Consider the following 26,497-nt stretch of genomic DNA (forward strand, 5'->3'; position numbering starts at 1 on the left):
CCGGTGAACTCACTCTGGACGGCCATCCTGCTCGTGGCCATCGTCAGTTTCGTGCTGAAGGCAGCAGGCCCGGCGCTGCTCGGCAACCGGCCGCTTCCCCCGCGAACGGCCACCATGATCGCGCTGTTCGCGCCGGCCCTGCTGGCCGGTCTGATCGTGACCGACTTCGCCGGCCCAGGCTGGAGCGAAGCCGACTGGACCCTCGCAGCCGGCCTGACCGCCGCCACGATCTCGTACCTCTGCCGCGCACCAGTCCTCGTCAGCGTCGCCATCGCCCTCGCGGTGACCGCGGTACTGAGAGCTGTGGTCTGAAGCGAGGCACGTAGCGGGTCCGTCACCCGCTGTCAGATTGGTGCTTGTGGGTCGGCGTGGAGCCGAGGATCATGTTGCCGGACGCGAAGGCGGCTGATGAGGTGGGGGAAGTTCGTGGGCGACGACGTGCGGTGGGTCGAGATCGTTGTGCTGGGGGAGGACGAGTTCGACGCGGAGCGCGTGGACCGGCTGGCGCGGCAGCTCCGGAACGAGCTCGGTGAGCGGGAGTTCGACACCCGGCCGGTGACGGCCGATGCTCCCGGCAACAGCAAGGGCGACGCCGTGACGTACGGAGCGATCGCGGTGGCAATGGGCGGAGCGGGCGGGATGATCCCGAGCCTGATCTCGGTACTCCGGGACTGGCTCGCCCGGCGTACCGGGCCGGAACGGATCAGCGTCAAGGTCGGCGACGACTCGATCGAGCTGGACCGCCCGAGCTTCAGCGAACGGGAGGAGCTGCTGCAGCTGTTCCTCGCCAAGCACACGGATCAGTAGCCCATGGGCCGCCGACTGGCGCTGCTGATCGCCACGTACGAGTACGAGGACACCGGGCTCAGACGGCTGACTACCCCGGCGCACGATGCGGAAGCGCTCGCAGCCGTACTGGAGGACCCCGAGATCGCGGGGTTCGACGTACGGACTCTCGTCAACGCGCCGACGCACGAGGTCGGGGAGGCGATCGCGGAGTTCTACGGGGAAAGCCGGCGCGACGATCTCACCTTGCTCTACTTCACCGGTCACGGGCTCAAGGACGACAACGGCCGGTTGCACTTGGCCATGGCCAACACGAAACGGGACCGGCTGCGGTTCACCGCACTGTCGGCGCAGCTCGTCGACGAAGCCATGACGGACAGCCTTTCCCGGCAGAAGATCCTCATCCTGGACTGTTGCTACAGCGGTTCGTACGAGACCCAGCAGTTCGCCAAGTCGGATTCCGCCGTGCACACGCTGGAGAAGCTGGGCGGCCGTGGGCGAACGGTGCTGACCGCGTCGGACTCGACGCAGTACGCGTTCGAAGGCAGCACGATTCATGGCGAGGCCGCGCAGTCGGTCTTCACCCGTCATCTGGTGGACGGGCTGCGCGACGGCACCGCGGACCTGGACGGCGACGGCGACATCACGGTCGACGAGCTCTACAACTTCGTCTACGACCGGGTCACGGCCGAGCAGCCCAACCAGCGGCCGAAGAAGCTGGACCAGGTCGAGGGCCGGACCATCATCGCGGCCAACGTCAACTGGACCCTGCCGCGCCACCTGGCCGAGGCACTGGTCAGTCCGTTGCCTGGGGCAAGAGAAGCCGCGGTGGGACAGCTCGCCCAGTTGCGGTGGTCCGGCAACGACCTTGTCCGCCGTACTGCGAATGCCCGGCTCGAGGAACTCGTCGACGACGACAGCCGAGCCGTCTCGGCAGCAGCCCGCGCAGCGCTGGATGCTCCCGCGCCGCCGGTGCCTGCCGCCGCGGTGAGCTCCGGCCCAACCCGGCCCGCTCGGCCAACGCAGCCGGCTCAGTCAACGCAGGCGGCTCGGTCAGCTCGCAGGCCGATTCCGGCGGCGCGCCGCATCGTCATCGATCCCGCGCTCCTCGGCACATCGTTGCGCCGCCGTGCCGGTCGAGCGATCCCGGCGACTGTCCCTTGGCCGATCTACACCCTCAGCCTGCTGGCCGCGCTCGCCTTGGTGGTGTCGGCAGCCATCGGGTTCGAAATCTATCGCCTGGACTCCGCGCCGCTGTGGTACTTCGTCGTCGCTGCCCTTGCGGCCGGTGCCTCTGTTGTTCTTCAACGACGCCATGGCTTGGAACTCGTCGCCGGAACGACAGCGTTCGGAGTACTCGGCGCAGCCATGGTGACCGGGTGGTCGACGAACGCGCTCTTCGTCGGTGGCGCGGGCGCGCTGTCCTCTCAGCCAGCCGTGGCCGGGCTGGCACTCGCAGGGCATGCGGCCTGGATCGGTGCAGGCGCCGCCGCGCTGTGGCGCCTCCGCAAGGAGTTGACCCTCGACGTACGACGGCTGCGCGGCCGGCTGGCCTGGACGGCAATGGGACTCGGCGGGCTGGCCGCGGCGGTACAGCTGGGGATCATGTTCTACCTGACCTACAACGCGACGCTCCGATTCCGGTCGGGCGTGCCCGTGGAGGTCGCGGCTCTCCAGATCGGAGCGGCGGAACTGGCTCTTGCCGGCCCGCTGATCGCGATGATGATGCGACGGGGGCTGACCTTCCTCGGTGGCTGGGTGCTGGCCGGCTTCGCGATCTTGATCGGCGTCTACGGAGGCCTCAGTACCTTTGCCCACCGGACTCTTGCGCTCATCGTTCTGCTTGCTGTCTGGTCCTTGCTGGCCGGCGTGGTGATCATCGGCCGTCGACAGCCTGAGGATGCCGCCAGCCCTGCGACCGGTAAGGCTCGTCGGTGGATCGTGGTGGTCGCGGCGGTGCTTCCCGTAGTACTGGGTGGGGCAGTCGTGATTGTCGATCCCCGAGGGCCGACGACGCCGGTCATCGTGTCGGTCGTGGTCGGACCGAACAATGACGTTCTCTACGGGATCGACCACGCCAACGGCACGGCAGTGAAGATCAACACCCATTCCCAGCACCAGGAAGGCGAGGCCCTCGAGGTCGGCGAGGCCCCGTTCGCGGCGGTGCTCGCGCCCGACGCGGATCGGCTGTACGTGGCCGACAACCGGTCCAACTCGGTCTCGGTGATCAACGTCGCCACCTGGAAGGTTGTCGGCCAACCGATACCGGTCGGGCCCGAACCGATCGACCTGGCGCTGAGTCCGGAGACGAACCGGTTGTTCGTGCTCAGCTCTCAGGCGGCCACGATCACGGTCGTCGACACGGAGAAGCTGGCAACGGTGGGAGGGCCCGTCAGCAGCGGTGCCACGCCGTCGTCCCTGGTGGCCGGACAGGACGGCAGGCGCCTCTACGTGGCAAGTCGCGAATCGTCGACCGTCGCCGTGTTCGACGCGGTGACGATGCGGCCGGCGCGATCGCCGTACAAGATCACCGGCCAACCGATCGATCTGAGCATCACGCGGGACGACTATCTCTACGTGCTGGCGAAAGACTCGTACTCCGTCGTCAACACGAACGTCGACAGTCCCCGGCCGTCACCGGTTCCCCTGCCGGGACGATCGACGGACGCGGTACTGACCGACGACGGCAGCCGGTACGTCGTACTGGGCACGCCGCCCGAGGGTCAGCCGCTCAAGGATCTGATCACCGTGATCGACACCAAGGAGCGCGACGTGATCGGGACGGTCGAGAGCGAGGGCGGCCTGTCCGGACGGGTCGAGGTGAGTCACGACAACCAGCGCATCTACGTCATGGGCTACCACCCCGACCACAACATCCTGGTCGTGGACGCCACGATCCCCAAGGCGGTAGGAGGTATCAACCTCGGAAGATAGCCCGGGTGTTGCGGGCTGCGTAATTCCGGTGACTCCGGTTAGTGGCCCCGGGACAATGGGTGGTGTGGATGAGGTTGAGGTCGTCGTTGCTCACAGCGAGCGGGTGACGCTGCGCGTCGGCGACCTTTTTCTGAAGGTCGACGGCAATCAGGCGAACCTCGATATCGAGGTCGAGGCGATGGGTCTGGCGCCGGTGCCGACTCCGGAGATCCTGTGGCGGAAGCCGTCCGTGCTGGCGATCGCCGCACTTCCCGGCAAGGCGCTCGGACGACTGGGGGAGCCGTCGACCGCGTCGCCGGCGGGATGGGCCGCGGCGGGCGCCGCAGTACGGGCATTGCATGAGGCGCCGCTGCCGCCGTGGCCCGGTCGGCGGAGCCGCGACGAGATTGCGGCGCACCTCGACGGCGAATGTGAGTGGCTCGTCACCAGCGGCGCGCTTCCTGCCGACCTGGTCAGGCGCAACCGTGAGATCGCCGAGGCCGCGCTCCGGCCGTGGACACCGGTGTTCACCCACGGGGACCTGCAGATCACCCACGTCTTCGTCGACGGCGACAAGGTCACCGGCATCATCGACTGGTCCGAGGCGAGCCAGGGCGATGCGATGTACGACCTGGCCAGCCTGACGCTCGGCCACGAGGAACGCCTCCCCGACCTCCTCGCCGGCTACGGCACCGACGTCGACCTCGACGCGATCCGCGCCTGGTGGTCCCTCCGAAGCCTCCGCGCCTCCCGCTGGCTGATCAACCACGGCTTCGACCCCAACACCCCAGGCGGCGAGTTCGACGTCCTGAGATCCCGGATGTGAGCCCGCCCGAAGGCGGCGACGCCCGCTAGGGCGCTCAGCCGAAGACTCGGCGTTGGATTTCTCGGCGGTAGTCCTCGAGGGTGTTGTCCAGGTGGACGGCGGTGGCTTGGGCTGCTGCGTCCGGGTCGCCGTCGCGGATGGCCTGGTAGATGGCGGCGTGTTCCTCGGTGGCCTCCTGGGCGTGGCCGCCGACCGCGCTCAGAAAGCCGATGACTTTGGACTGGTGCTGGAGGCGGCGGGCCTCGCGGACCGAGGAGACCAGGAAGTTGTTGTGGGACGCGGCCGCGATGCCGAGGTGGAAGTCTTCGTCGCCGCGGTCGAACAGGGTGGGCTGCCCGGTCAGGTGGCCATGTCGGCAGGTCTCGGCGGCGGCTTCGATGGCTCGCAGCTCGGCCGGGGTCGCGCGGGTCGCCGCCAATCGGCTGGCGGCGGTCTCCTGGACCCGGCGGAACTCGAAGAGCATGTACACGTGGTCGAGGTCGGTGGGATGGAAGAACCCGCCCAAGCGGGACGCGCTCAGCATCCCGTCGTCGTCCGAAACGTAAAGCCCGCGGCCCTTCTGGGCCCGGATCCGGCCGATCGCGGAGAGGATCTTCACTGCTTCCCGTACGACGGTCCGGCTGGAGCCCAGCCGTTCGGCGAGGTCGTTCTCGGTCGGCATCCGGTCGCCGGGCCGCAGGTCCAGCTCCGCGATGAGCTGCAGGATCTGCTCGGCCACCAGTTCGTAGCCGGGCCGGTACGGGCCGGCCTCCCGCGGCTGCGGTACTGCGCCGGCCGGAAGGGACGCGCTGTCCACCTGCCTGCCTCCCTTGTGTAGAGCCATCCCGAGGATACCTGCCAACGTTGTCTGAAGACCGAAGGATCAGTCGGTCTCATCTCTTGACTGAGTGTGACAGGGCAGGTCCTATAAGTAAGACACATTTTGGGAGCGCTCTGTCAGCTCCTCGTCACACCCGACCGATTCCGCCCCTCCGGAAAGGTGAACCACCCATGCCCTCACGCCCAAGCACGTTGATCGCCGCAACCATTGCGGCGACCACCGCCCTCACCGTGCCGCTCCTCACCGTCCCTCCCGCCCTGGCCGCGGACACCGCGATCGTGCGGATCGTCGTCGCCCCGAACGGCAACGACCGCAACGCGGGTTCCACCGACAACCCGGTCGCCACTCTCGCCAAGGCCCAGGAACTGGCCCGCGCCCGGTCGGCTGAGGCCGATGTGGTCGTCGAGCTCGCAGGCGGTGTCTACCGGCTGTCCGAACCGTTGAAGTTCACCAGTGCCGACTCGGGCCGCAACGGCCACACCGTCACTTGGCAAGCGAGCCCCGGCGCGACACCGAGGGTGTCCGGTGGCCAGCCCGTCACCGGCTGGACGCAGTACGACGCGGGCGCGAACGTCTGGGTCGCGTCGGTCCCGCAGGGCGTCGACTCGCGGCAGCTCTACGTGGACGGAACTCTTGCGCCGCGTGCTTCGATCCCCATCTCGCGCAACGACGTACGGATGACCCCCACGGGCCTGACCATCACGAACTCCGCACTCAACTACCTCGCCACGCTGCCCCAGCAGAACCGGATCGAGCTGGAGAGTCTCAACTCGTTCACCGACCGGTACTCACCCGTGCAAAGCATCAGTGGAACGACCGTCACCATGCAGCAACCCGCGTGGAACAACAACAACTGGGGCTACGACACCCTGGCAAGACCCTTCGCAGGCGGCGGCCTGACGCTGCACAACTCCTACTCATTCCTCCGTACTGCGGGGCAGTGGTACCTGGATCCGCAGGCCGGGAAGCTCTACTACAAAGCGGCCGCCGGCCAGTCACCCGTCGGACGGGAGATCGTGTTGCCGCGCCTGACCTCCCTGGTCCAGGTGAGCGGCACCCACGTAAACCCCGTCCGCGACATCACCCTGCGGGACATGGTCTTCGAGCACACCACCTGGCTCCAGCCGGGCACCTCGATCGGGTACGCGAACCAGCAGAGTGGCGCCTTCATCCCAGCCGCCTACCAGATGCCCGGCGACTTCCTGACCTCCTGCCAGTCGGGCTGCCAACAGTTCGAGGCCACCCGCAACGGCTGGGGGCAGGTGCCCGCCGCCGTACAGGTCTCGGCTGCCACGAACATCACGTTGACCAACAACACCTTCCGCCACCTCGGCCAAGTGGGTCTCGGGATCGGCAACGACGCCAACGCGCATCAGTCGGGTGTCGGGCTCGGCGCGTCCAACATCACCGTCACCCAGAACACCTTCACGAACCTCTCCGGTGGCGGGATCCTGATCGGCGGAGTCCGGCCGGACGCGCATCACCCGAGCAATCCCGCGATGGTCAACCGGGACATCCTGGTCAAGAACAACCTGGTGACGGATGTGGCGAAGGACTACAAGGACATGGCCGGCATCCTGTCCACGTACGCCACCCGGGCCGTGATCGAGCACAACGAGGTGTCCAACCTCGCGTACGACGGAATCGACGTCGGCTGGGGATGGGGCGCCAACGACCCCGGCGGTAGCCAGGACTACCGCAACCGCGGCCTCTACAACTACCAGCCGGTCTACACGACGCCGACGACGTTGCGCGAGACCATCGTCAGGTACAACGTCGTCCACGGCACCAAGAAGTCACTGCACGACGGCGGAAGTCTCTACAACCTGTCCGCCAACCCCGGCGGCTCGATCGACCACAACCTCGTCTACGACAACCGCAGGACCGTCGGCCTGTATCTGGACGAAGGCTCGCGCTACGTCTCGGTGACGAACAACGTGATCATCGACAGCGGCGTCTTCGCCTTCACCAACGCCAGCTCCACCAACAACACCAACGACAACGTCTTCGCCGACAACTGGTACAACACCGGCGTGACCAACGTGGCCACCGGCCCGCCGCACAACAACGTTGTCAGAGGCAACGTCCAGGTGGCTGGCTCCTGGCCCGCTGCCGCGCAGCAGGTGATGGCGGCGGCAGGCATCGAACCCGCCCTGCGACCCAGGACCGGTGAGCTCTTCGCCCTGGCCGCTGGCAAGTGCCTGGACGTCCCGAACAACAGCACCACCCCAGGGACACAGCTGAACATCTGGGGATGCTCCGCCGCGGCGAACAAGACCTGGACCCGTACTGCGACCGGCCAGCTGACCGTCTACAGCGGCGGCAACACCCGGTGCGCGACGGCCCTGAACAGCCAGACCACCAACGGCACCGCGGTCGTGATCTCGCAGTGCACCGGCGCAGCCAACCAGCAGTGGCAGTTCAACGCGAACGGCACCATCACCGGTGTGCAGTCCAGACTCTGCCTGGATGTGAGCGGTGCGGGCACCAGCAACGGCGCAAAGGTCCACCTGTGGACCTGCCACGGCGGTGGCAACCAGCAGTGGGCCCTTTCCTGATCACGGAGACCAGCAAGGCCCCACGGACCACCACTGTCCGGTGGTGGTCCGTGGGCCGGCATCCTGTCAGGCGTGCCGGAAGACCGGAGTGCGCTTGGCCAGGAAGGCAGCTGTTCCCTCGCGCATGTCCGGTGTGGTGAACGCCTGCCGGAAGGCCGTCGCCTCCAGGTCGAGTCCAGTCTCGACGTTCGCACCTCGGGAGCCGTTGATCGCGGCCTTGCACAGGGCCACGGCGGTGGGCGAGTTCACCGCGATCTCGCCCAGGGTTCGGGCGGCGGCCGCGAGCATGTCTTCCCTGGAGTCGAAGACCTGGTTGACCAGCCCGATGCGCTGAGCCTGCGCGGCCTCGACCTTGCGGCCGGAGTAGATCAGCTCCCGGGCCAGCCCGGGCCCCACCAACTGCTGCAAACGCACACAGCCGCCGAATCCGGGAATCAGCCCGAGCAGCACCTCCGGCTGGCCGAAGACCGCCTTCGAGGTCGCATAGATGAAGTCCGCGGCCATCGCCAGTTCACAGCCGCCGCCGAGTGCGTACCCGTCCACGCACGCGATGACCGGTGCCGGCACACTCTCCAGCAGGTTCATCACCTCCTGACCGAGCCGGCCGAACGCCGCCCCTTCGTCCGGAGTCATCGGAGCCATCTCGCGGATGTCCGCACCGGCGACGAACGCGGGTCCGGGCGCACCGGTCAGGATCATCGGTTTGGACGCGGTGCGGAGGAAGTGCCGCAGTTCGGTCAGTACGCCGACGGACAGCGCGTTGCGGGCGGACGGGCGGTTGACGGTCAGCGTCACGACGTCGCCGTCCTCGATGTCCAGATGCAGATAGTCCACGATGCTCCTCACGAATCCCAGATCGCACCGAAGGCCGGAATGCCGCGCAGCTCCAGCTCCTCGACGATCTGCCAGGTGGTCGACTTGTTCGAGATGCAGATGACAGCCTCGGCACCGGACTGCAAATAGGCTTGATAAGTCAGCGCGAGCAGGTCCGGTTTGCCGGCCGCGTCGGTGTCCCAGATGACCGCATCCGGCTGGACGGCGAGGATCTCGTCGACCAGGGCGTCGCCGTACGTCTGGCGCGGGTGCCTGGTCGACCAGACGAGCAGCGACGGCGTGTCACCGGCGAGCAGATGCGGCAGGCAGGGGCCGATACCGCTGCCCGTCGCGACCCAGACGACCTTGCGGAACAACTTGTCGATGTTGCCGACGCCGGCGGTCGGGATGCCCTTGACCCACAGGTACGGCGGCGCGTCGTCGATGAGGGCACCCGTCCAGTCGCCCGCCCGCGAGATCGTCAGCCGGAACCCGGGCTGTCCGGGCGTCGGCACGTTGGCGAAGGAATGCCACTCCAGCAACGGATTCCGGCTCACCGCGGTGGATGATCCGGCGAACGGCGTCACCCCGTACCCGAACCGGACCAGCGCGACGTGCCGGGACGGCCGCTCGATCCGGACCGGCACCCGGCGCAACCGCAGCCACGGCAGCAGCACACTGAAGGTGACGACCCCGAGCACCCAGAGGCTCGCCGTACCGGCGGTCGCCACCGCATGCAGTGCGAACAGTGCGAGGACGGACCAGCCGCCGAAACGGTGGGCTCGCTCGAACCAGTTGTGCTGCCGGGCCCGTAGTACCGGCAGCGCCAGCACGATCATCGTGAGCAGCAGCGCCAGGATCACCCAGGTCAGGACGAGGGAGGGGGCAGTGAAGGGAAACCAGGCGGTGGCGCACACCGACGCACCGACGTGCAGGCCGCCGAAGTGATAGACCTTGCCCATCGTCCACCGGATCCGCAGCGGCCAGTGGATGGGCACGCTGGTCGCCAGCCAGAACAGCAGATTGATCACGTACTGCTGCCGGATCAGTACCGCGAGGGCGAAGTTGGCGAGCACCATCGTCGACGGATCGGCGCTCGGGATCGACGCCACATTGATCAGTACGACGGCGGCGGCGAGCCGGTTGTGATGGGTGAACGGACGGCGCTTGACCCGTGCTCGCAACGACCGTCCCGGGGCGGGCAGACTGAGCTGTGTGGTCATGCCACGCCCCACTGCTCGACTCGAGCAAGCCGGGACACCAGCGCACGCCGATCGATCTTGCCGCGTTCGGTCACCGGCAGCTTGTCGACGGCGACGATCAGGGTCGGTGAACAGTAGTAGGGCAGCAGCTCCTCGACGGCTCGCCGGGCCAGCTCCGGCTGGACGGTCGCCGGGCTGACGAAACCGACCAGCCGGTCTTCGTGCAGTACCGCGGCGGCGCGAGCGCAGCCCGGAGTCTGCTCGAGTGCCGAGGTGACCGCGTCCAGCTCGACCCGGAATCCCCGGAGCTTCACCTGGTCGTCGGTCCGGCCGTGGTGTTCCAGCTGACCGTCCGGAGTCCACCGGGCCAGGTCGCGGGTGCGGAACATCCGGTGGGCGCCACCGAGGAACGGGTCAGGCCGGTACCGTTCGGCGGTCAGCGCCTCGTTCCCCAGATACCCGTCGGTGACGCAGGCGCCGCCGGCCCACATCTCGCCGATCTCTCCGATCGGGCACGGCCGCAGGTCGTCGTCCAGGATGTAGACCGTCGTGTTGGGGACCGGCCGGCCGATGGTCAGGGCGCCGTCGTAGCGCTGCACGGTGTTGACGATGGTGACCTCGGTCGGGCCACAGCAGTTGTGGAAGGCCGCTCGTCGCGACCACGCCTCGGCCAGACGCTGTGGGCATCGTTCACCCGCGACGGCGACCGTGCGGACCGCCGGGCAGGCGGCTGGGTCGAGGGTGGACAGGATGCTCGGCGTGGCGATGACGACGGTCAGGCCGGCCGCGGTCCGCGCCAGATCGTTGCCTCGGACAACCAGCGTGCCGCCGTGGGCGAGCGTCCCGAGGATCTCCCAGGCGGCCAGGTCGAAGGCGATGTTCAGCAACTGTCCGACCCGGTCGGCCCGCCGGATTCCCAACGATCCAGGCTCGGTGAGCAGCACGTTGCACACGTTGGCGTGGCTGACCTGGACGCCGTTCGGTACTCCGGTGGTGCCGGACGTGAAGATCACCACGGCCGCGTCGCCGTCCTGCTCGGCTCGCGGTGGGTCGGCCTCAGCCGCGACGGTGTCGATCGCGACGATCTCCCCGAGCCCGGCGGGTACGTCGTACTGGCTGGTGGTGAGGACGACCCGGATGCCGGCCGTGCGGACGACGTGCCGCAAGTGGTCTGGCGGAGTGATCCGGATGTCCTGCGGCACGTAGGCCGCGCCGGCTTTGAGGACGGCCAGGATCCCGACCACCATCTGGGCTGAACGGGCGAGGAACAGGCCGACCCGGTCACCCGCCCGGATGCCCAGTACGGCAAGCCGGTTGGCGAGGTGTTCGGCCTGCTGGTCGAGTTCCTGGTACGTCAGCCGAACACCCAGGTGTTCGACCGCGGTACCGCGCGGATGGTTGCGCGCCTGGGCCTCGACGGCGTGGTGAATACGAGTGAATTCCGGGCGGGCAGCGCGGCCGGAGCCGTAGTGCTGGAAGAGAATCTGGTCGGCGGGAGTGAGCTGGTCAGACATGACGACCTCCTGGTTCGGGGCGAAACCGAAAGGGCAGATCAGCTCACGCCGACCTGCCCTTGATCTGATGTCGTGCCGTCTGTCTACAGACCCCAGCCGTACCTGATCCGGTCGCGGCCGGAGCCATTGCGGACGGTCAGGTTGAGACTGGTGCCGCTGCCGCTCAGGGCGAACATCGAGTACCAGTCGTAGCCGCCGCCGTTGGTGCGCTTGCCGCCGAGCGCCGGCCAGTAGGTGCCGCCCATCTGGTTGTCCCGCATGACCTGGGTGGCGGCGCGCAGGTAGCGCACGAAGTTGTCGGTGCTGGACGCGTTGGCGTAGTTGAGGCCGGTGGACATCGGCGATCCGTATTCGGTCATCACCGCGCGCGAGGCGCAGTTGCCCAGTCGCGTCTGCATGTGGCTGCGCCAACCGTCGTACGTCATCGGGCCGGTGAAGAAGGTGTAAGTGTGGAAGGACATCAGCGTCCCGTTGAAGCGGCTGTCGTTGCAGATGTCCCGTAGATCCTGGCTGAAGCCGGTACCGCCGATGAGCGTCCGGCTGGGCACGGCCGAGTAGTGGTACCTGAGCCACTCGGCCGCGACGTTGCGCCACTCCGTCGAGCTGTAGCCGTGCGGCTCGTTCATCGGTTCGAAGTACACGTTGGGGTTGGAGCCGTACAGGCTGGTGACTCGCGACCACATCGTGTTCCAGGCGGCGTAGTTGGTGACCTTGCCGCCCGAGGCGGCGCCGTCCTCCCAGTAGGCGAGGATCACCTTGAAGCCGCGCGCGGTCGCGGCGTCGATGGCACCGCGGTAGTTGTTCCACCAGGTCGTGCCGACGGTGTGGGTGTTGATCGGCAGCCGGACGGCGTTCACCCCGATCGCTGCCATGTCGTCGTAGAGGGCGTTGGCCTTGGCCCGCACGGTCGCGTTGCTGTCGGTCTGGCTCAGGCCCGAGATGACGAGCGGTCCCTTGGTGAAGTTGTCGCCGAGGACGGCCCAGTTCATCCCGCGGAACTGGTTGGTGGCGGCCTGGGCGGGTGGCGTGGTGGCGACCACGCCACCCAGTGCGAGGGCGGTCGCGACCAGCAGGGTCAGCTTTTTCCGGATCATGTTTCGCCTCTTCTGAGCGGCTCGAGGGAACGTGAGATGTGCCAAGAAATATCGGCCTCCGCCCAGGGCGTGTCCATCCGTCGATCAGAGCTGGCCACGAACGTTCAGACCCGAACACCGGCGTCAATGGGACTGAATCATTTAGGCACCAAAAGTGAATAAGACTGAAGCATTGCGCCCTGCGTGAGGTCTCGCGTACGGTCTGCAACCAACTTGGGAGCGCTCCCGACCTCAGTGACACCGCCCCGTGACAAGAGGAGGAAGTATGACCCCGCAACTCCGTCCTGCCCGATGGTGGCGCCGGCCACTGCTCCGTGGTGCGATCGTCTCGCTCGCCGTCGCCAGTTCCATGACCCTCGTTCCGTCCGGCGCCGTCGCCACCATCGACGCGGCCGGCACCGCTGAAGCGGCTGGTACCGCTGAGGCGGCCAGCACCCTCGGTGCGGCGGCAGCCCAGTCCGGCCGGTACTTCGGGGCCGCGGTGGCCGGCGGCAAGTTGGCCGACGCGCAGTACACGACCATCCTCAACCGCGAGTTCAACTCGATCACCGCCGAGAACGAGATGAAGTGGGACCACACCGAGCCGTCCCGCAACAACTTCACCTTCGGCAACGCTGACCGGATCGCCAACCACGCGCGCAGCCAGGGCAAGCAGTTGCGTGGCCACACGCTGGTCTGGCACGCGCAGCTACCCGACTGGGTCAAGGCGATCCGGGACGCGAACACGCTCCGCGGCGTGATGAACAACCACATCAACCAGGTGGCGGGCCGCTACCGCGGCCAGATCCATTCCTGGGACGTGGTGAACGAGGCGTTCGAGGATGGCGGCAGCGGCGCACTTCGCCAGTCGGTGTTCCGGGATGTGCTCGGCAACGGCTTCCTCGAGGAGGCGTTCCGTACCGCCCGTACCGCGGACCCGGCCGCCAAGCTCTGCTACAACGACTACAACATCGAGGACTGGAACGCCGCCAAGACCCAAGGGGTCTACCGGCTGGTCCGTGACTTCAAGGCCCGTGGTGTGCCGATCGACTGTGTCGGCCTGCAGGCCCACTTCGGCAGCGGAGGCGCGCCCGGCACGTTCCAGACCACGATCGCGAACTTCGCCGCCCTCGGCGTCGACGTACAGCTCACCGAGCTCGACATCGCGCAGGCCTCACCGACCGCCTACGCCAACACTGTCCGGGCGTGCATGAACGTGCCGCGCTGCACCGGCATCACCACCTGGGGCGTTCGGGACAGCGACTCCTGGCGCGGCAGCGAGAACCCGTTGCTGTTCGACCGGAGCGGCAACAAGAAGCCGGCGTACGACGCCGTGCTCAACGTGCTGAACGGCACGACCAGCGGCAGTCCGATCCAGGTCGGTGTCAACTACCGGTTCGTGGCGCAGCACAGCGGCAAGGCCGCCGATATCGCCAACGTGTCCACGTCTCCCGGCGCCGGGCTGCAGCAGTGGTCGATCAGCGGTGGGACCAACCAGCAGTTCGACTTCCTCGACTCCGGCAGCGGCTACTACCGAATCAGGGCACGGCACAGCGGGCTCGTACTCCAGGTGTCGGGCTCAGGCACCGGCGCTGACGTAACGCAGCAGCCGGACACGAATGCCGCGAGTCAGCAGTGGCGGGCGACCGATCACGGCGGTGGCGTCGTGAGCCTGGTCAACCGGCAGAGCGGCCTGGCGCTGGACGTGTGGGCGGCGTCGACCGCCGATGGCGCACGCATCTCGCAGTGGACCTACACCGGCAACGCCAACCAGCGCTTCCAACTCCAGCGCTCCTAGTCGAAGGAGAAGGACATGCACCGCATGAAGAGAACTTCGCGTGGCCGTCGCCGTACGGCGCTCGCCATGGTGGTAGCTCTGGTGGCCGGTCTGCTGGCTGCGGTCGTGGCGATCCCGGCGCAAGCGGCCACTGTGGACCCGAGCGCCTGGTACGTCTTGGTCAACCGTGCCAGTGGCAAGGCAATGGATGTCGCCGGCGTGAGCACCGCCGACGGCGCCGCCATCCAGCAATGGGCGCGACACGACGGCACCAATCAGCAGTTCCAGTTCGTGGACTCCGGTGGCGGGTACTACCGGCTCCGGGCGCGGCATTCGGCCAAGGCGCTCGACGTGTTCAACTTCTCGACCGCCGACGGTGCCGGCATCGTGCAGTGGAGCGATCACAACGGAACGAATCAGCAGTTCCGGTTGGCCGACTCGCCCGACGGCCACGTGCGGCTGATCAACCGCAACAGCAACAAAGCACTCGAAGTACCGGGGGGTTCGACCGCGGACGGCACGGGGATCGTGCAGCGCTCGGACAGCGGCGGTACGAACCAGCAGTGGCGACTGGTCCCGATCAGCGGCGGCGGACAGTTGCCGTCCACCTTCCAGTGGTCCTCCAGTGGCGTGCTGGCCGGTCCGAAGGCTGACGCGCAACACCCCAACCGCTATGCCATCAAGGACTTCTCGGTGGTACGCCACAACAACCAGTGGCTGGTCTACGCAACGACGGCCGGCGCGAACGGTTGGGGTCTGGTGAACTTCAACTTCGGCGACTGGTCCCAGGCCGCGGCGGCTCCGCACACCTATCTCGACACGGCTTCAGCGATCGGGCCGGGCTACCGCGCCGCGCCGCAGCTGTTCCACTTCGTGCCACAGAACCTCTGGTACCTGGTCTACCAGACCGCGCCACCGACGTACTCGACCAGCACCAACCCGGCCGATCCGCGGTCGTGGTCGGCGCCGCGCACGTTCATCGCGCAGGAGCCCGAGATCGTCCGGCAGAACAAGGGGGACGGGACCTGGATCGACTTCTGGGTCATCTGTGACACCGCGAACTGCTTCCTGTTCTTCAGCGACGACAACGGTCACATCTACCGGGCCCAGACCACCCTGGCCAACTTCCCGAACGGCTTCGGCAACACCCAGATCGTGTTGTCGGACTCCAAGTTCGCGCTGTTCGAAGCGACCAACGTGTACAAAGTGGCCGGATCCAACCAGTACCTGCTGATGCAGGAGGCGATCGGCAGCACCGGCCGGCGGTACTTCCGGTCCTTCACCTCCACCAGCCTCACCGGCAACTGGAGTCCGTTGGCCGCAACGGAAAGCCAACCCTTTGCCGGCCGCAACAACGTGACCTTCCCCAACGGTGCCTGGACGCAGGACATCAGCCATGGCGAGTTGGTCCGGGCCAGCAACGACCAGACGCTGACGATCAATCCCTGCCGGCTGCAGTTCGTCTACCAGGGCCAGGATCCCGGAGCCGGCGGCGACTACCTGAGGCTGCCCTGGCGAATGGGTCTGCTCACCCAGACGAACTCCTGCTGATCCCCTGACTGCCCCCGCTCCCGCCCGACCGAACAAGGGGTGTGACCTGCCATGAGAAGAAAGTTCACAGCGGCGATCTCCGCCGCCATCCTGATAGCCGCCGGTACGACGGCGACTGCGATCAGCTCGGCGCCAGAGGCCGCCGCGCATGCGGTCAACCCCGCCGATTTCCAGCAGGTCGAGCTGGCGCGTGGAGTGGCCGAGATGGGCGAGCCGATGTCGCTGGCGGTGTTGCCGGACCGCTCGGTGCTGCACACCGCACGCAACGGAACCCTGCGGCGAACCACCGCGGCGGGGACGACCAACGTGATCGGCACCCTGCCGGTCTACTCGCACGACGAGGAAGGCATGCAGGGCATCGCGGCCGACCCCAACTTCGCCACCAACCGGTTCATCTACCTGTACTACTCGCCGCCGCTGTCCACACCGGGAGGTGACGCCCCGGAGAACGGGACGGACTTCTCGGTGTGGAACGGCGTGAACCGGTTGTCGCGTTTCACCCTCAACGCCGACTTCACCCTGAATACGTCCAGCCAGGTGACGGTGCTGGACGTGCCGACCAGCCGCGGTGTCTGCTGCCACGTCGGCGGCGACATCGACTTCGATGCCGCAGGCAACTTGTATCTGTCCACCGGGGACGACTCGAACCCGTTCGCCTCGAGTGGCTACACCCCGATCGACGAGCGCACCAACCGCAATCCCGCCTTCGACGCGCAGCGCAGCGCGGGCAACACCAACGACCTGCGCGGCAAGGTCCTGCGGATCAAGGTGAACGCCAACGGAACGTACTCGATCCCGGCCGGCAACCTGTTCCCCCAAGGCACCGCGCGGACCCGCCCGGAGATCTACGCGATGGGCTTCCGCAACCCGTTCCGGATGAACGTGGACAAGGCCACCGGCGTGGTCTACCTCGGCGACTACGGACCGGACGCCGGTACTGCGAGCAACGGCCGCGGGCCGGCCGGCCTGGTGGAGTTCAACCGGATCACGTCGGCGGGCAACTACGGCTGGCCGTACTGCGTGGGTTCCAACAACACCGCGGAAACCTATGTGGACTACACGTTCCCGTCGGGGCCCTCCGGCGCCCGGTTCAACTGCGCCGCACCGGTCAACAACTCTCCGCGCAACACCGGGCTGACCAATCTGCCGGCCGCGCGTCCGGCGTGGATCAAGTACGACAACTGTTCACTGGCGGCCTTCGGTTGCGGCTCGGAGTCGCCGATGGGCGCGCCGGTCTACCGGTACGACGCGGCCAACCCGTCGTCGGTCAAGTTCCCGCCCGCCCTGGACGGTCATGTCTTCGCGGGCGAGTTCGGCCGGCGCTGGATCAAGGTCATCGATGTGAACTCGGACGGGTCGGCCGGACAGATCAACCCGTTCCCGTGGCGCGGTACCCAGGTCATGGATTCGGCCTTCGGCCCGGACGGCGCGCTGTACGTGCTGGACTACGGCACCGGCTGGGGCAGCGGTGACGCGAGCTCGGCGCTCTACCGCATCGAGTACAACCCGGCCGGCAACCAGGCTCCGGTCGCGCGGGCCAGCGCCAACCGTACGTCGGGCTCCGCGCCGCTGGCCGTGACCTTCTCATCTGCCGGCTCCTCGGACCCGGAGGGTGGTGCGCTGACCTACTCGTGGAACTTCGGCGACGGAACCACTTCGACGGCAGCGAACCCGAGCCATGCCTACAACGCCAACGGCCAGTACACGGCCACGCTCACCGTGACGGATCCCGCCGGTCGCTCCGGCAATGCCAGTGTGATCATCTCGGTCGGCAACACAGCGCCGACGGTCACGCTGAGCACACCTGTCAACGGGAGCCTGTTCAGCTTCGGGGACACCAAGGCGTACACGATCACGGTGTCCGACCCTGAGGACGGCACCATCGACTGCAGCCGGGTCAAGCTGAGTTACCTGGTGGGGCATGACAGCCATGCGCACCTGATCACCTCACGCAACGGATGCACAGGCACGCTGCCGATCCCTGCGGACGGTGAACACGACACCGCGGCGAACCTGTACGCCGTGTTCAACGCCGAATACACCGATCTCGGCGCCAACGGGCAGCCGCCGGTCACCACCCACACGCAGCACGTCCTGCAGCAACGGCATCGCCAGGCGGAGCACTACGGCACCCAATCGGGTACTGGCCTGTACGACAAGGCGGCTGCCGAGGGCGGCAAGACGGTCGGTGATATCCACAACGGCGACTGGATCGCGTTCCAGCCGTACGCGCTGAGCGGCGAGACCCGGTTCACCGCCCGGGTTTCCTCGGGTGGTTCGGGCGGCACGCTGTCGGTACGGACTGGATCGCCGACCGGGCCTGTACTCGGCACGGTGACAGTTCCGAACACCGGTGGCTGGGAGACCTTCACCGAAGTTTCCACAGCGCTGTCCAACGTCCCAGGCGGAACCGGCACGCTCTACCTGACCTTTGCCGGCAGCGGCACGGGCTACCTGTTCGACCTGGACGCGTTCACCTTCGGTACGTCGACAGGCGGCGGCGCCGGGCAGATCACCGGGATCGGCGGCAAGTGCGTCGATGTCAGCGGAGCCAGCTCCACCGACGGCGCCAAACTCCAGCTGTGGACCTGCCATGGCGGCGCCAACCAGCAGTGGACGCGCTCCGGCAACACGTTCCAGTCACTGGGCAAGTGCATGGATGTCACCGGCGGCTCCACCGCCGATGGCACCCCGGTGCAGCTGCTCACCTGCAACGGGAGCGCAGCGCAGAACTGGTCCGTGCCGGGCGACGGCACCATCCGCAACGGCACCAAGTGCCTCGACGCCACCGGAGCGAGCTCGGCCGACGGCACCCAACTGATCATCTGGACCTGCGGCGGCGGCACCAACCAGCGCTGGACCCAGTCATGAAAAAACTCTGCACAGGACTGCACTTACAGGAAAGGGATGTGAGCTGAGATGAAGTCTTCCTTCGCCCGGCGCGCGCTCGGCCTGGCGGTCACCGCGCTCGTCGTCTTCGCGGCCAACGCCGGTCCGCCGGCCAGCGCCGGTCCGTCGGCCAGCGCCGCTGACCCCCCGTACGACGTACTGGTGTTCTCCAAGACCGCCGGGTTCCGGCACGACTCGATCCCGGCGGGCCTTCAGATGGTCCGTGAGTTGGGCGCGGCCAACGGGTTCACCGTCACCGCGACCGAGGACGCGAATGCGTTCACCACCGCGAACCTGGCGCAGTACGAGGCGGTGGTTTTCCTCAACACCACCGGCGATGTCCTCAACGCGACGCAGCAGGGCGCGTTCGAGTCCTACATCCGGGGCGGAGGTGGGTACGCCGGTATCCATTCGGCGGCGGACACCGAGCACGACTGGCCGTTCTACGGCGAACTGGTCGGTGCGTACTTCGTCTCGCATCCCGCGATCCAGCAGGCGACGGTACGAGTCGAGAACCGGGCGCACCAGGCCACGCAGCACCTCGCGCCGGCCTGGGTACGGACCGACGAGTGGTACAACTACCGCACCAACGTCCGGTCCAGCGCGCGCGTCCTGGCGACCTTGGACGAGTCCACCTACTCCGGTGGCTCGATGGGCGCCGATCATCCGCACACCTGGTGCAAGACAGTCCAGAGCGGACGGTCTTTCTACACGGGGAGCGGCCACACCCAGTCCAGCTTCAGCGAGAGTGGCTTCCGGGCCATGATCCTCGGCGGCATCCGGTACGCGGCCAAACGGACGAAGGCTGACTGCCGGCCGGAGACCGGCTACACCACGCTGTACAACGGATCGACCGCCGGATGGTCGCAGGCCGGGCCGGGTGGATTCGCCAACAGCGACGGCACGCTGACCTCCTCCGGCGGTATGGGCATGCTCTGGTACGCCGCCAAGGAGTTCCGCTCGTACTCGCTCAAGCTGGACTGGCGGATGCCTGGCGACGACAACTCCGGCGTGGTCATCGGGTTCCCGGCGGGCAGCGACCCGGCGGCCGCCCTCGCACAAGGGCATGAGGTGCAGATCGACGCCACCGATACAGCCGACAAGACCACCGGCTCGGTCTACGGGTTCAAGGCCGCCGACCAGGCCGCCCGCGACGCCGCGCTCAACCCGCCGGGGGAGTGGAACACGTACGAACTGCTTGTCGAGGGCGAGCGGCTGCAGGTGTTCCTGAACGGCGTAAAGATCAACGACTTCACCAACACCGACCCGGCCCGGTCGCTGACGTCCGGCCACATCGGCATCCAGAACCACGGCACCGGCGACGACGTTGCCTTCCGCAACATTCGGATCAAGGAGCTGGGCGGCACGCGCACCGGACCGATCACCGGCCCCGGCGGCAAGTGCGTTGACGTGAGCGGCGGCAGCACCGCCGACGGCACGAAGATCCAGCTCTGGACCTGTACCAACGGCGCCAACCAGCAGTGGACCGTGCAGGGCGACACGTTGCGTGCCTTAGGCAAGTGCATGACCGTCGCGGGCGGCAGTACGGCGAATGGCGCACAGGTCCAACTGTCCACCTGCAACGGCAGCGGCGCTCAGAACTGGACGGCCGGCGCCAACGGCTCCCTGATCAACCCGCAGTCGAACAAGTGTCTCGACGCCAATGGCGGCAGCACGGCCAACGGCACCCAACTGATCATCTGGACCTGCCACGGCGGCACCAACCAACGCTGGACCCGGCCCTGACCCCTCAAGAAACAGGAGCAAGTTCATGAGACAGAGACGCCTTCTCAGTTTGGTGTTGACCCCACTTGCCATCGCCGCGCTGGCTCTCACCGGAGCCGGCCCGGCCCAGGCGGAGCCGGCACCCGCACCCGCACCGGCTGTTCTTGCCGCCTCCCCAGGATGCGGCAAGGCCCCGACGCTGCGGAGCGGCACGTACACGATTCAGAGCAACGGCAAGAACCGTAGCTTCATCCTGAGCGTCCCTGACAACTACACCAACACCACGCAGTACCGGCTGGTCTTCGGCTATCACTGGTTGGGTGGCACGATGCAGCAGGTCGCTTCTGGTGGCAGTGACGGCGACGTCTACGCCCACTACGGCCTGCGGCGGCTGGCGAACAACACGGCGATCTTCGTGGCACCGCAGGGCCTCAACAACGGCTGGGGCAACTCCGGCGGCGAGGACGTCACCTTCACCGACGACATGATCCGGCGGATCGAGAACGACCTCTGCGTCGACACGGCACAGCGCTTCGCCCTCGGCTTCAGCTACGGCGGCGCGATGAGCTACGCCCTCGCGTGTGCCCGGGCGACGACCTTCCGTGCGGTCGCGGCGATCGCGGCGCCGGGTGGGATCAGCGGCTGCAGCGGCGGCACCCAACCCTTTGCGTACATGGGGATCCACGGCATCTCCGACAACATCGGCGCCGGACGAGGAATGCGTGACAGGTTCGTCCGCAACAACGGCTGCACCCCACAGAATCCGCCCGAGCCGGCCGCGGGCAGCCGCACCCACATCACCACCACGTACTCCGGCTGCCGGGCCGGGTACCCAGTGGTCTGGGCCGCCTTCGACGGAGGTCACCAGCAGGGCCCCGTCGACGGATGCGCCGGCTGTGAGAGCGGCGCCAGGAGTTGGGTCAAGAACGAGGTGTGGAAGTTCTTCACCGGAGACACCACCCCGACCCCGACCGCCTTCCGGTTGCGGAGCGAGTCCGCCGGCCGCTGCCTGGACGTCAACGCCGCGAACTCCGCCAACGGCACCCCGACGATCATCTGGGACTGCCACACCAACGCCAACCAGCAGTTCACCCGCACCGGGCAGGCACTACAGGTCCTCGGCAAGTGCCTCGAAGTACCTTTCAACGCCGGCTCCGGCACCCCGACCCGCATCTGGGACTGCAACGGCGGCACCAACCAGCAGTGGAACCTCAATGACAACGGCACCATCACCAACCCCCAAACCGGCCTCTGCCTAACCGCGACCGGCACCGCCAACGCCTCACCCACAACCATCACCCCCTGCACCACCAACTCCAACCAACGCTGGCCCCGAGCCTGACCCTCCTGCAGACCACCGCCGGTCCCGATGTCCCCGGGACCGGCGTTTGGTCTGTCAGCCGGCGGTGCGAGTGAGTTGATGCGTTGGAGGACGGTGGAGGTGCATAGTCGTAGGAGGGGGCCGTAGACGGGGAGTACGACGATGGGCATCGGCCGGCGGATGGGCAGCTTGGTTGGGACGCGCGGAGGAATTGCCGCCGCCTGCTTGCTGGTGATTGCTGTGGTGGTCGGCGGTGTCTTCGTACTGCGCGATGACGAGTCGGGTGCGTCGCCAGGGCTTGCTCCGAGCCCGGTATCGCCGACTGTCACCGATAGCGGTGCCGTGAGCATGGCCGGGCGCGCGCCGTTGACCGGCGTACTGACCAAGGATGCTCTGAAGCATCCGGCGGTCACCGTGAAGATCTCGAACACTCCGGACGCGCATCCGCATCGTGGCCTGGCCGAGGCCGACCTCGTCTTCGTGGAACCCATCGCCGGCGCGACCACCCGACTGGCCGCGATCTTCCATTCCAAGCTCCCTGCTCAGGTCGGCCCGGTGCGCTCGTTGCGGCCGATGGACGCCGCGCTGATCGGTCCGACCAAGGGCATCATCGCCAGCACGATGGCCGACAGGTGGGTTCTCGACTACCTGGACAAGACCGCGGACCTCGCCAACCTCGGTAGCTTGCGGGTGCCTTCCGGGACCTACTCACTCGACGACAGCCGGCGGGCCCCGAATCACGTCTTCGCCAGACCGGCCAAGCTGCTCCCGCTGACCGACCGGACCGAGCCGCCGGCGCCGTACTTCTCCTACGCCGCCGACCTCGCCCGATCCACCGCACAGCGCAGCGGCGCCAACGCCCGATCGGTGACCGTCGCGTACGGCGGATCCGCAACAGCAACGTGGACGTACGACGCCCGCACGCGCCGCTGGTCGCGCGCGGAGAAGTGGTCCCGGCACCTGATCGAGAACGGCGGACAAGTTGCCGCCGACAACGTCATCGTCCTGACCGCCGCCCGCGACACCAGCTTCGCCCGCGCCAAGCCGTCGATGACGATCCTCGACCTCTTCGACGCCTCCGGCCCACTGAAGGTCTTCACCGGCGGCAAAACGGTCAACGCCCGCTGGACCAAGACAGGCGCCAACGCACCCTTCACCTTCACCACCACCGACGGCAGCCCCCTCCTGCTGACCCCCGGCACAACCTGGATCGAATGCGCCCTCACCAACACCCCGGTCACCACCAAATAACAGGCGCCGTTTTGGTCGCCGCGGGTCAGGACGGTTACGTCAGGTCCCGTACTTCGGATTCTGCGGTGGGGGAGTCTTCGCTGGGGAACGAGTGGTGTTCGTGGCTGACCAGCCAGCGGTTGTCCTCCTTCCGTAGGCCCAGGGTGAGTCGCAGCCGGGTTGGGCTGGCGGGGAACTCCTCCGCCATTCCGCATCTGAGCAGTGCGAACGCGAAGGCGACGTCCTCGCCGGCGGTCACGTCGAGCGACTCGATCTCGAACACGGCTCCCGACGCCTGCCACTCGAAGAACCCGGGCCAGGTGGCGCGATACTCGTCCAGGCCGCGCGCTCCCTGGTACGGCGGCGGTACGTCGAACATCACGATGTCGGCCGCGTGGTCCTCGAGCACCGCCGCCAGGTCGCCCGCGCGTACCGCGGCCGCCCAGCCTTCGATGAGTGCCCGGATCTCCTGCTCGTTCGAGGTCATAGCTCTGCCCTTCTCGAAAAGTCCCGCTCTGTCACCCCTAGAACCCGGGCCGGGCCGGAAACTCATCGCAACCGAGGCAAAACTTTTACCCGGTCAACTCAGACGCCAGTCCGAAGTCGGTGAAGTCGGCGTCCAGGAACGAGACCACCTCAGCGATCGCCGGCCCCCGCAGTACGAGGAGGTCGAGGCCCATCGCGACGTAGCGGCCGTCTTGCCACATGTAGGTCCCGAAGGCCAGTTGCCCGTTCGCCGTGGTCGGCACGAACTTCCATCTCGACTGCAGCGGCCCGGCAAGCAGGAACTCACGGATCCCGTCGTGTCCGGCGAACCACAGCGGCAACGGCGGCATCGAGTACTTCGCGTCGTCGGTCAGCATCGCCACGATCGCGTCGACGTCGCCGGCCTCCCACGCGGCCATGTAGCGGCGCGCTATCTCCCGCTGCTCCGCCTCACCGAGCTGGGCGAGAGTCGTCTGCTGCGTGACGTCGGGCCCTACTGCTGTCAGCACCTTCCGGGCTCGCTGCAGTGCGCTGTTCACCGCTGCGACGGAGGTGTCGAGCAGTTCGGCGACCTCACTGGCAGCAAACGCAAGGACGTCTCGCAGGAGCAGTACTGCGCGCTGCAACGCCGACAGGTGCTGCAGCGACGCCACGAACGCCAGTTCCACGCTCTCCAGCGCGACCACCCGCGCCTCTGGGCTCAGCTGCGTGGTCCAGGCCAGCCGCTGCTCCGGGTACGGCTCTAGCCAAGTCGCCTCGGCGTGCGGAGTACTCAGGTCGGTGGGGAGCTCGCGGCGGCCTCTGCGCTCGATCAGTGTCAGGCAGCGGTTGGTCGCGATCTTGTAGAGCCAAGCCCGCAGGGCAACGCCGTCGAAGCGGTCCAGGCTCTGCCAAGCCCGCAGCAAGGTCTCCTGCACACAGTCGTCGGCATCGTGGTCGGAGCCGAGCATGCGGTAGCAATGCGCATGCAGCTCACCCAGTACTGGCTGCACGAGGCGCCTGAAGGCACCGTCGTCCCCACCCTTAGCTGCTCCCAGCAGTACGCCGCCACGCTCCACCGAGCCAGTGTCGCAGCCGCGGCGTACAAGCAGAATCAGGATCCTGCTGTGGCGTAGGTCAGAACGACGACTCCGGACTTGCGGGGATGAGTGTTGATGAGGCGCAGCGGGGTCTGTGTGTTCGCCGAGAAGCCGCCGGCCTGCTGCCCGACGATGACGGGGTGGACGGCAAGACGCAAGACGTCCAGCAGTCCGCTGGCCAGCAGGGTGTGGCTCAGTCGCCCATGACCGAACACCACCAGGTTTTTCTGGCTCTCCTCCTTGAGCTGGGTCACCTCTTTGACCACATCGCCTCGAACAACAACGGAGTTGTTCCACTCGGCCGTCTCGAGCGTGGAGGAAAAGACGTACTTGCGGATGCCGTTGATCGCGTCGGCGAACACTCCGGTCTGGCCAGGCCATCTCCACGACAGGTCGTCGTACGTGCCGCGTCCCAGCAACATGGCGTCACAGCCGTACAAGAGGTCCGCGGCTTCTTGGGCGAACTCCTCGTTGAAGTACGGCAGCGCCCAGTCACCTGGGTTGTCGACGACTCCATCGGCAGAGATCAGTGTCGATTCGATGATCTTGCTCATGTCATACCTTCCGCAGCTCGGGCTTCCTGATCGATATAGACCGCACCTCGACAAGAAAGGAATCGGCGCGTTGGGCAGCGGCCGAGGCCGGCAACCCGCGGGCGCTTCGGGCCCTCGCCTCGCCGGCCAGCGTCACGGGTTAGCCGCCAACTCTTGCGTCCTGCCGTCGCGCTGTAGATGAGCGATGCGACAAGAAGCCTCCGGTCAGTGCGGCGGCGAGGCCGACCAGGCCTGCTGCGGCGAAGCCTGCTCCCGGCGCAGATACGTCGATCGCCACACCGACGACAGGGGATCCCAGTGCGAAGCCCGCGCTCAAGGCCGAGGAGTGCAAGCCGGTCGCTTCGCCGCGTACGCCGACCGGCGCTAGCCGGCTCACCGCTTCTGCCACGGTGGAGAGCGTCGGGGCAGTGAGTAGCCCAGCACCGACACCGGCCACGCACAGCCAGGGCCAGTTCGTGGCCAGGCCGGCGGGAATGGTCACCAAGCCCAGCAGGCCGAGAAGCAGCGAAGTGGGTAGCGGCCGGGACAGCGCACCGTAGATCAGTCCGCCGACGATCGAGGCCGCGCCGTACACCGCTACCACCAAGGCGGCCCAGGACACCCGCTCGGCTGCTTTGAGGGTGGCGACGATGGCAAGATCGATGCCGGCGAGCAGCATCGTAGTACCGAAGGCCATGATCAACACGGCGATCATGCGTGCTCCCAGCCACTCCCGGCGGCGTGGGCGAGCTGGGGCTTCGGCAGACAACTCATCGCCCGCGCGTAACGGAGGGTCGAGGACCGCGAGTCCGATGCCCCCGGCAACGACCACGGCGCCGACACCCCACGCCACCACGCCGGGAGAAGCACTCGCCGCGCAGAGAATCACGATCGGCGGGCCGACCAGATAGGACAGTTCCCCCTGCACCGATTCCAGGGCGAACGCAGTACGGCGCTGACCGGCCGTTGTCATCGCGGCGATCGCCTGCCTGGTGACCGCTTGGGCCGGGACCATCAACAGACCCGAGACCAGAGCGGCGCCGAGGAGGACGGGATAGGGAACGATCGGCACGGCCAGCCAGAACATCGCCTGCACCGCGGCGGTCCCCAGCAGGACGATGCGGGCTCCGCGCCTGTCGATCACGCGACCGAGCACTGGACCACCCAGCGCCAGCCCAAGGGTCACGGCCGCTGCAACAGCGCCGGCTGCCAGGTAGCTCCTGTTCAGGCCAAGTACGACGTAGAGGGTCAGCGCCATCACGTCAGCGGTGATCGCTACCCGCGCGAGCAACGAGACGGCCAGCAGCCAAGTCATGCCCGGTACGGCCAACACCTGCCGGTATTTCTTCACCTGCACGAAGCTAGATCAGCGGTTGAGCCATAGGTAGTGGTCAATCTGTT

General features: G+C 67.3%; 20 protein-coding genes. 11 read left to right on the top strand and 9 right to left on the bottom strand.

All coding sequences use genetic code 11. The features are described 5' to 3' along the window. Nucleotides 1-3: 3 nt before the first annotated feature. The 4 genes from ACQPYM_RS12595 (at nt 4) to ACQPYM_RS12610 (ending at nt 4,525) form a co-directional block, all read left to right on the top strand. Complete coding sequence (locus ACQPYM_RS12595) at nt 4-312, top strand: AzlD domain-containing protein (RefSeq protein WP_433019644.1); 309 nt, start codon at nt 4-6, stop codon at nt 310-312. A 96-nt stretch (nt 313-408) separates the two neighbouring features. Next, a complete protein-coding gene (locus ACQPYM_RS12600; protein ID WP_433019647.1) occupies nt 409-807 on the top strand; it encodes an effector-associated constant component EACC1 in 399 nt (132 codons plus the stop codon). A 3-nt stretch (nt 808-810) separates the two neighbouring features. Beyond that, a complete protein-coding gene (locus ACQPYM_RS12605; protein ID WP_433019650.1) occupies nt 811-3,720 on the top strand; it encodes a caspase, EACC1-associated type in 2,910 nt (969 codons plus the stop codon). A gap of 64 nt (nt 3,721-3,784) precedes the next feature. Beyond that, nucleotides 3,785-4,525, top strand: coding sequence for a phosphotransferase (locus ACQPYM_RS12610; protein ID WP_433019653.1), 741 nt, complete (start codon nt 3,785-3,787; stop codon nt 4,523-4,525). Nucleotides 4,526-4,559: 34 nt separating this feature from the next. Here the strand turns inward: ACQPYM_RS12610 and ACQPYM_RS12615 are convergent, their stop codons facing one another. Next, entirely contained in the window at nt 4,560-5,321 is a 762-nt protein-coding gene (locus ACQPYM_RS12615) for a FadR/GntR family transcriptional regulator (protein ID WP_433019656.1), read from the bottom strand. Nucleotides 5,322-5,515: 194 nt separating this feature from the next. On the opposite strand from ACQPYM_RS12615, the gene ACQPYM_RS12620 reads away from it, so the two are divergent. Continuing rightward, nucleotides 5,516-7,903: a ricin-type beta-trefoil lectin domain protein gene (locus ACQPYM_RS12620; RefSeq protein ID WP_433019659.1), complete on the top strand. Its 2,388-nt coding sequence runs from the start codon at nt 5,516-5,518 to the stop codon at nt 7,901-7,903. Between the two features lie 66 nt (nt 7,904-7,969). Here the strand turns inward: ACQPYM_RS12620 and ACQPYM_RS12625 are convergent, their stop codons facing one another. The 4 genes from ACQPYM_RS12625 to ACQPYM_RS12640 all read right to left on the bottom strand — a co-directional run bounded on the left by ACQPYM_RS12625 (nt 7,970) and on the right by ACQPYM_RS12640 (nt 12,526). Then, nucleotides 7,970-8,749, bottom strand: a complete 780-nt coding sequence (locus tag ACQPYM_RS12625; protein WP_433019662.1) for an enoyl-CoA hydratase/isomerase family protein — start codon at nt 8,747-8,749, stop codon at nt 7,970-7,972. Beyond that, nucleotides 8,746-9,939: a hypothetical protein gene (locus tag ACQPYM_RS12630; protein ID WP_433019665.1), complete on the bottom strand. Its 1,194-nt coding sequence runs from the start codon at nt 9,937-9,939 to the stop codon at nt 8,746-8,748. The genes ACQPYM_RS12625 and ACQPYM_RS12630 overlap by 4 nt, the downstream gene beginning before the upstream one ends. Next, nucleotides 9,936-11,432, bottom strand: a complete 1,497-nt coding sequence (locus ACQPYM_RS12635) for an amino acid adenylation domain-containing protein (RefSeq protein ID WP_433019668.1) — start codon at nt 11,430-11,432, stop codon at nt 9,936-9,938. Before ACQPYM_RS12635 ends, ACQPYM_RS12630 begins: the two co-directional genes overlap by 4 nt. Before the next feature lie 83 nt (nt 11,433-11,515). Further along, nucleotides 11,516-12,526 carry a glycoside hydrolase family 5 protein gene (locus tag ACQPYM_RS12640; RefSeq protein WP_433019671.1) on the bottom strand — a complete coding sequence of 337 codons (1,011 nt, stop codon included), beginning with the start codon at nt 12,524-12,526 and terminating at the stop codon, nt 11,516-11,518. A gap of 265 nt (nt 12,527-12,791) precedes the next feature. Here ACQPYM_RS12640 and ACQPYM_RS12645 point away from each other — a divergent pair, with 265 nt between their 5' ends. The 6 genes from ACQPYM_RS12645 to ACQPYM_RS12670 all read left to right on the top strand — a co-directional run bounded on the left by ACQPYM_RS12645 (nt 12,792) and on the right by ACQPYM_RS12670 (nt 23,019). Next, nucleotides 12,792-14,303 carry an endo-1,4-beta-xylanase gene (locus ACQPYM_RS12645; protein ID WP_433019674.1) on the top strand — a complete coding sequence of 504 codons (1,512 nt, stop codon included), beginning with the start codon at nt 12,792-12,794 and terminating at the stop codon, nt 14,301-14,303. 24 nt (nt 14,304-14,327) lie between these two features. Continuing rightward, nucleotides 14,328-15,833, top strand: coding sequence for a non-reducing end alpha-L-arabinofuranosidase family hydrolase (locus ACQPYM_RS12650; RefSeq protein WP_433019677.1), 1,506 nt, complete (start codon nt 14,328-14,330; stop codon nt 15,831-15,833). Nucleotides 15,834-15,884: 51 nt separating this feature from the next. Further along, nucleotides 15,885-18,704, top strand: coding sequence for a PQQ-dependent sugar dehydrogenase (locus tag ACQPYM_RS12655; RefSeq protein WP_433019680.1), 2,820 nt, complete (start codon nt 15,885-15,887; stop codon nt 18,702-18,704). Nucleotides 18,705-18,752: 48 nt separating this feature from the next. Beyond that, nucleotides 18,753-20,468, top strand: coding sequence for a ThuA domain-containing protein (locus tag ACQPYM_RS12660; RefSeq protein ID WP_433019683.1), 1,716 nt, complete (start codon nt 18,753-18,755; stop codon nt 20,466-20,468). 25 nt (nt 20,469-20,493) lie between these two features. After that, nucleotides 20,494-21,789: a ricin-type beta-trefoil lectin domain protein gene (locus ACQPYM_RS12665; RefSeq protein ID WP_433019686.1), complete on the top strand. Its 1,296-nt coding sequence runs from the start codon at nt 20,494-20,496 to the stop codon at nt 21,787-21,789. A gap of 141 nt (nt 21,790-21,930) precedes the next feature. Then, nucleotides 21,931-23,019 carry a DUF3048 domain-containing protein gene (locus ACQPYM_RS12670; RefSeq protein WP_433019689.1) on the top strand — a complete coding sequence of 363 codons (1,089 nt, stop codon included), beginning with the start codon at nt 21,931-21,933 and terminating at the stop codon, nt 23,017-23,019. 34 nt (nt 23,020-23,053) lie between these two features. On the opposite strand, the gene ACQPYM_RS12675 is transcribed toward ACQPYM_RS12670, so the two are convergent. The 4 genes from ACQPYM_RS12675 to ACQPYM_RS12690 form a co-directional block, all read right to left on the bottom strand. Next, entirely contained in the window at nt 23,054-23,485 is a 432-nt protein-coding gene (locus ACQPYM_RS12675) for a nuclear transport factor 2 family protein (protein WP_433019692.1), read from the bottom strand. 85 nt (nt 23,486-23,570) lie between these two features. Continuing rightward, complete coding sequence (locus ACQPYM_RS12680; protein WP_433019695.1) at nt 23,571-24,542, bottom strand: sigma-70 family RNA polymerase sigma factor; 972 nt, start codon at nt 24,540-24,542, stop codon at nt 23,571-23,573. Between the two features lie 35 nt (nt 24,543-24,577). Continuing rightward, nucleotides 24,578-25,117, bottom strand: a complete 540-nt coding sequence (locus ACQPYM_RS12685) for a dihydrofolate reductase family protein (RefSeq protein ID WP_433019698.1) — start codon at nt 25,115-25,117, stop codon at nt 24,578-24,580. 139 nt (nt 25,118-25,256) lie between these two features. Further along, nucleotides 25,257-26,447, bottom strand: coding sequence for an MFS transporter (locus ACQPYM_RS12690; RefSeq protein ID WP_433019701.1), 1,191 nt, complete (start codon nt 26,445-26,447; stop codon nt 25,257-25,259). Nucleotides 26,448-26,497: the final 50 nt, after the last annotated feature.

Source organism: Kribbella sp. CA-294648, from assembly GCF_050943845.1.
In the GTDB taxonomy this organism is placed as follows: domain Bacteria; phylum Actinomycetota; class Actinomycetes; order Propionibacteriales; family Kribbellaceae; genus Kribbella.

Coding starts and splice junctions, on each gene's coding strand:
- ACQPYM_RS12630 (WP_433019665.1), bottom strand. CDS start 9,939: ATGACCACACAGCTCAGTCTGCCCGCCCCGGGACGGTCGTTGCGAGCA.
- ACQPYM_RS12665 (WP_433019686.1), top strand. CDS start 20,494: ATGAGACAGAGACGCCTTCTCAGTTTGGTGTTGACCCCACTTGCCATC.
- ACQPYM_RS12650 (WP_433019677.1), top strand. CDS start 14,328: ATGAAGAGAACTTCGCGTGGCCGTCGCCGTACGGCGCTCGCCATGGTG.
- ACQPYM_RS12645 (WP_433019674.1), top strand. CDS start 12,792: ATGACCCCGCAACTCCGTCCTGCCCGATGGTGGCGCCGGCCACTGCTC.
- ACQPYM_RS12685 (WP_433019698.1), bottom strand. CDS start 25,117: ATGAGCAAGATCATCGAATCGACACTGATCTCTGCCGATGGAGTCGTC.
- ACQPYM_RS12660 (WP_433019683.1), top strand. CDS start 18,753: ATGAAGTCTTCCTTCGCCCGGCGCGCGCTCGGCCTGGCGGTCACCGCG.
- ACQPYM_RS12640 (WP_433019671.1), bottom strand. CDS start 12,526: ATGATCCGGAAAAAGCTGACCCTGCTGGTCGCGACCGCCCTCGCACTG.
- ACQPYM_RS12675 (WP_433019692.1), bottom strand. CDS start 23,485: ATGACCTCGAACGAGCAGGAGATCCGGGCACTCATCGAAGGCTGGGCG.
- ACQPYM_RS12635 (WP_433019668.1), bottom strand. CDS start 11,432: ATGTCTGACCAGCTCACTCCCGCCGACCAGATTCTCTTCCAGCACTAC.
- ACQPYM_RS12655 (WP_433019680.1), top strand. CDS start 15,885: ATGAGAAGAAAGTTCACAGCGGCGATCTCCGCCGCCATCCTGATAGCC.
- ACQPYM_RS12670 (WP_433019689.1), top strand. CDS start 21,931: ATGGGCATCGGCCGGCGGATGGGCAGCTTGGTTGGGACGCGCGGAGGA.
- ACQPYM_RS12605 (WP_433019650.1), top strand. CDS start 811: ATGGGCCGCCGACTGGCGCTGCTGATCGCCACGTACGAGTACGAGGAC.
- ACQPYM_RS12600 (WP_433019647.1), top strand. CDS start 409: ATGAGGTGGGGGAAGTTCGTGGGCGACGACGTGCGGTGGGTCGAGATC.
- ACQPYM_RS12620 (WP_433019659.1), top strand. CDS start 5,516: ATGCCCTCACGCCCAAGCACGTTGATCGCCGCAACCATTGCGGCGACC.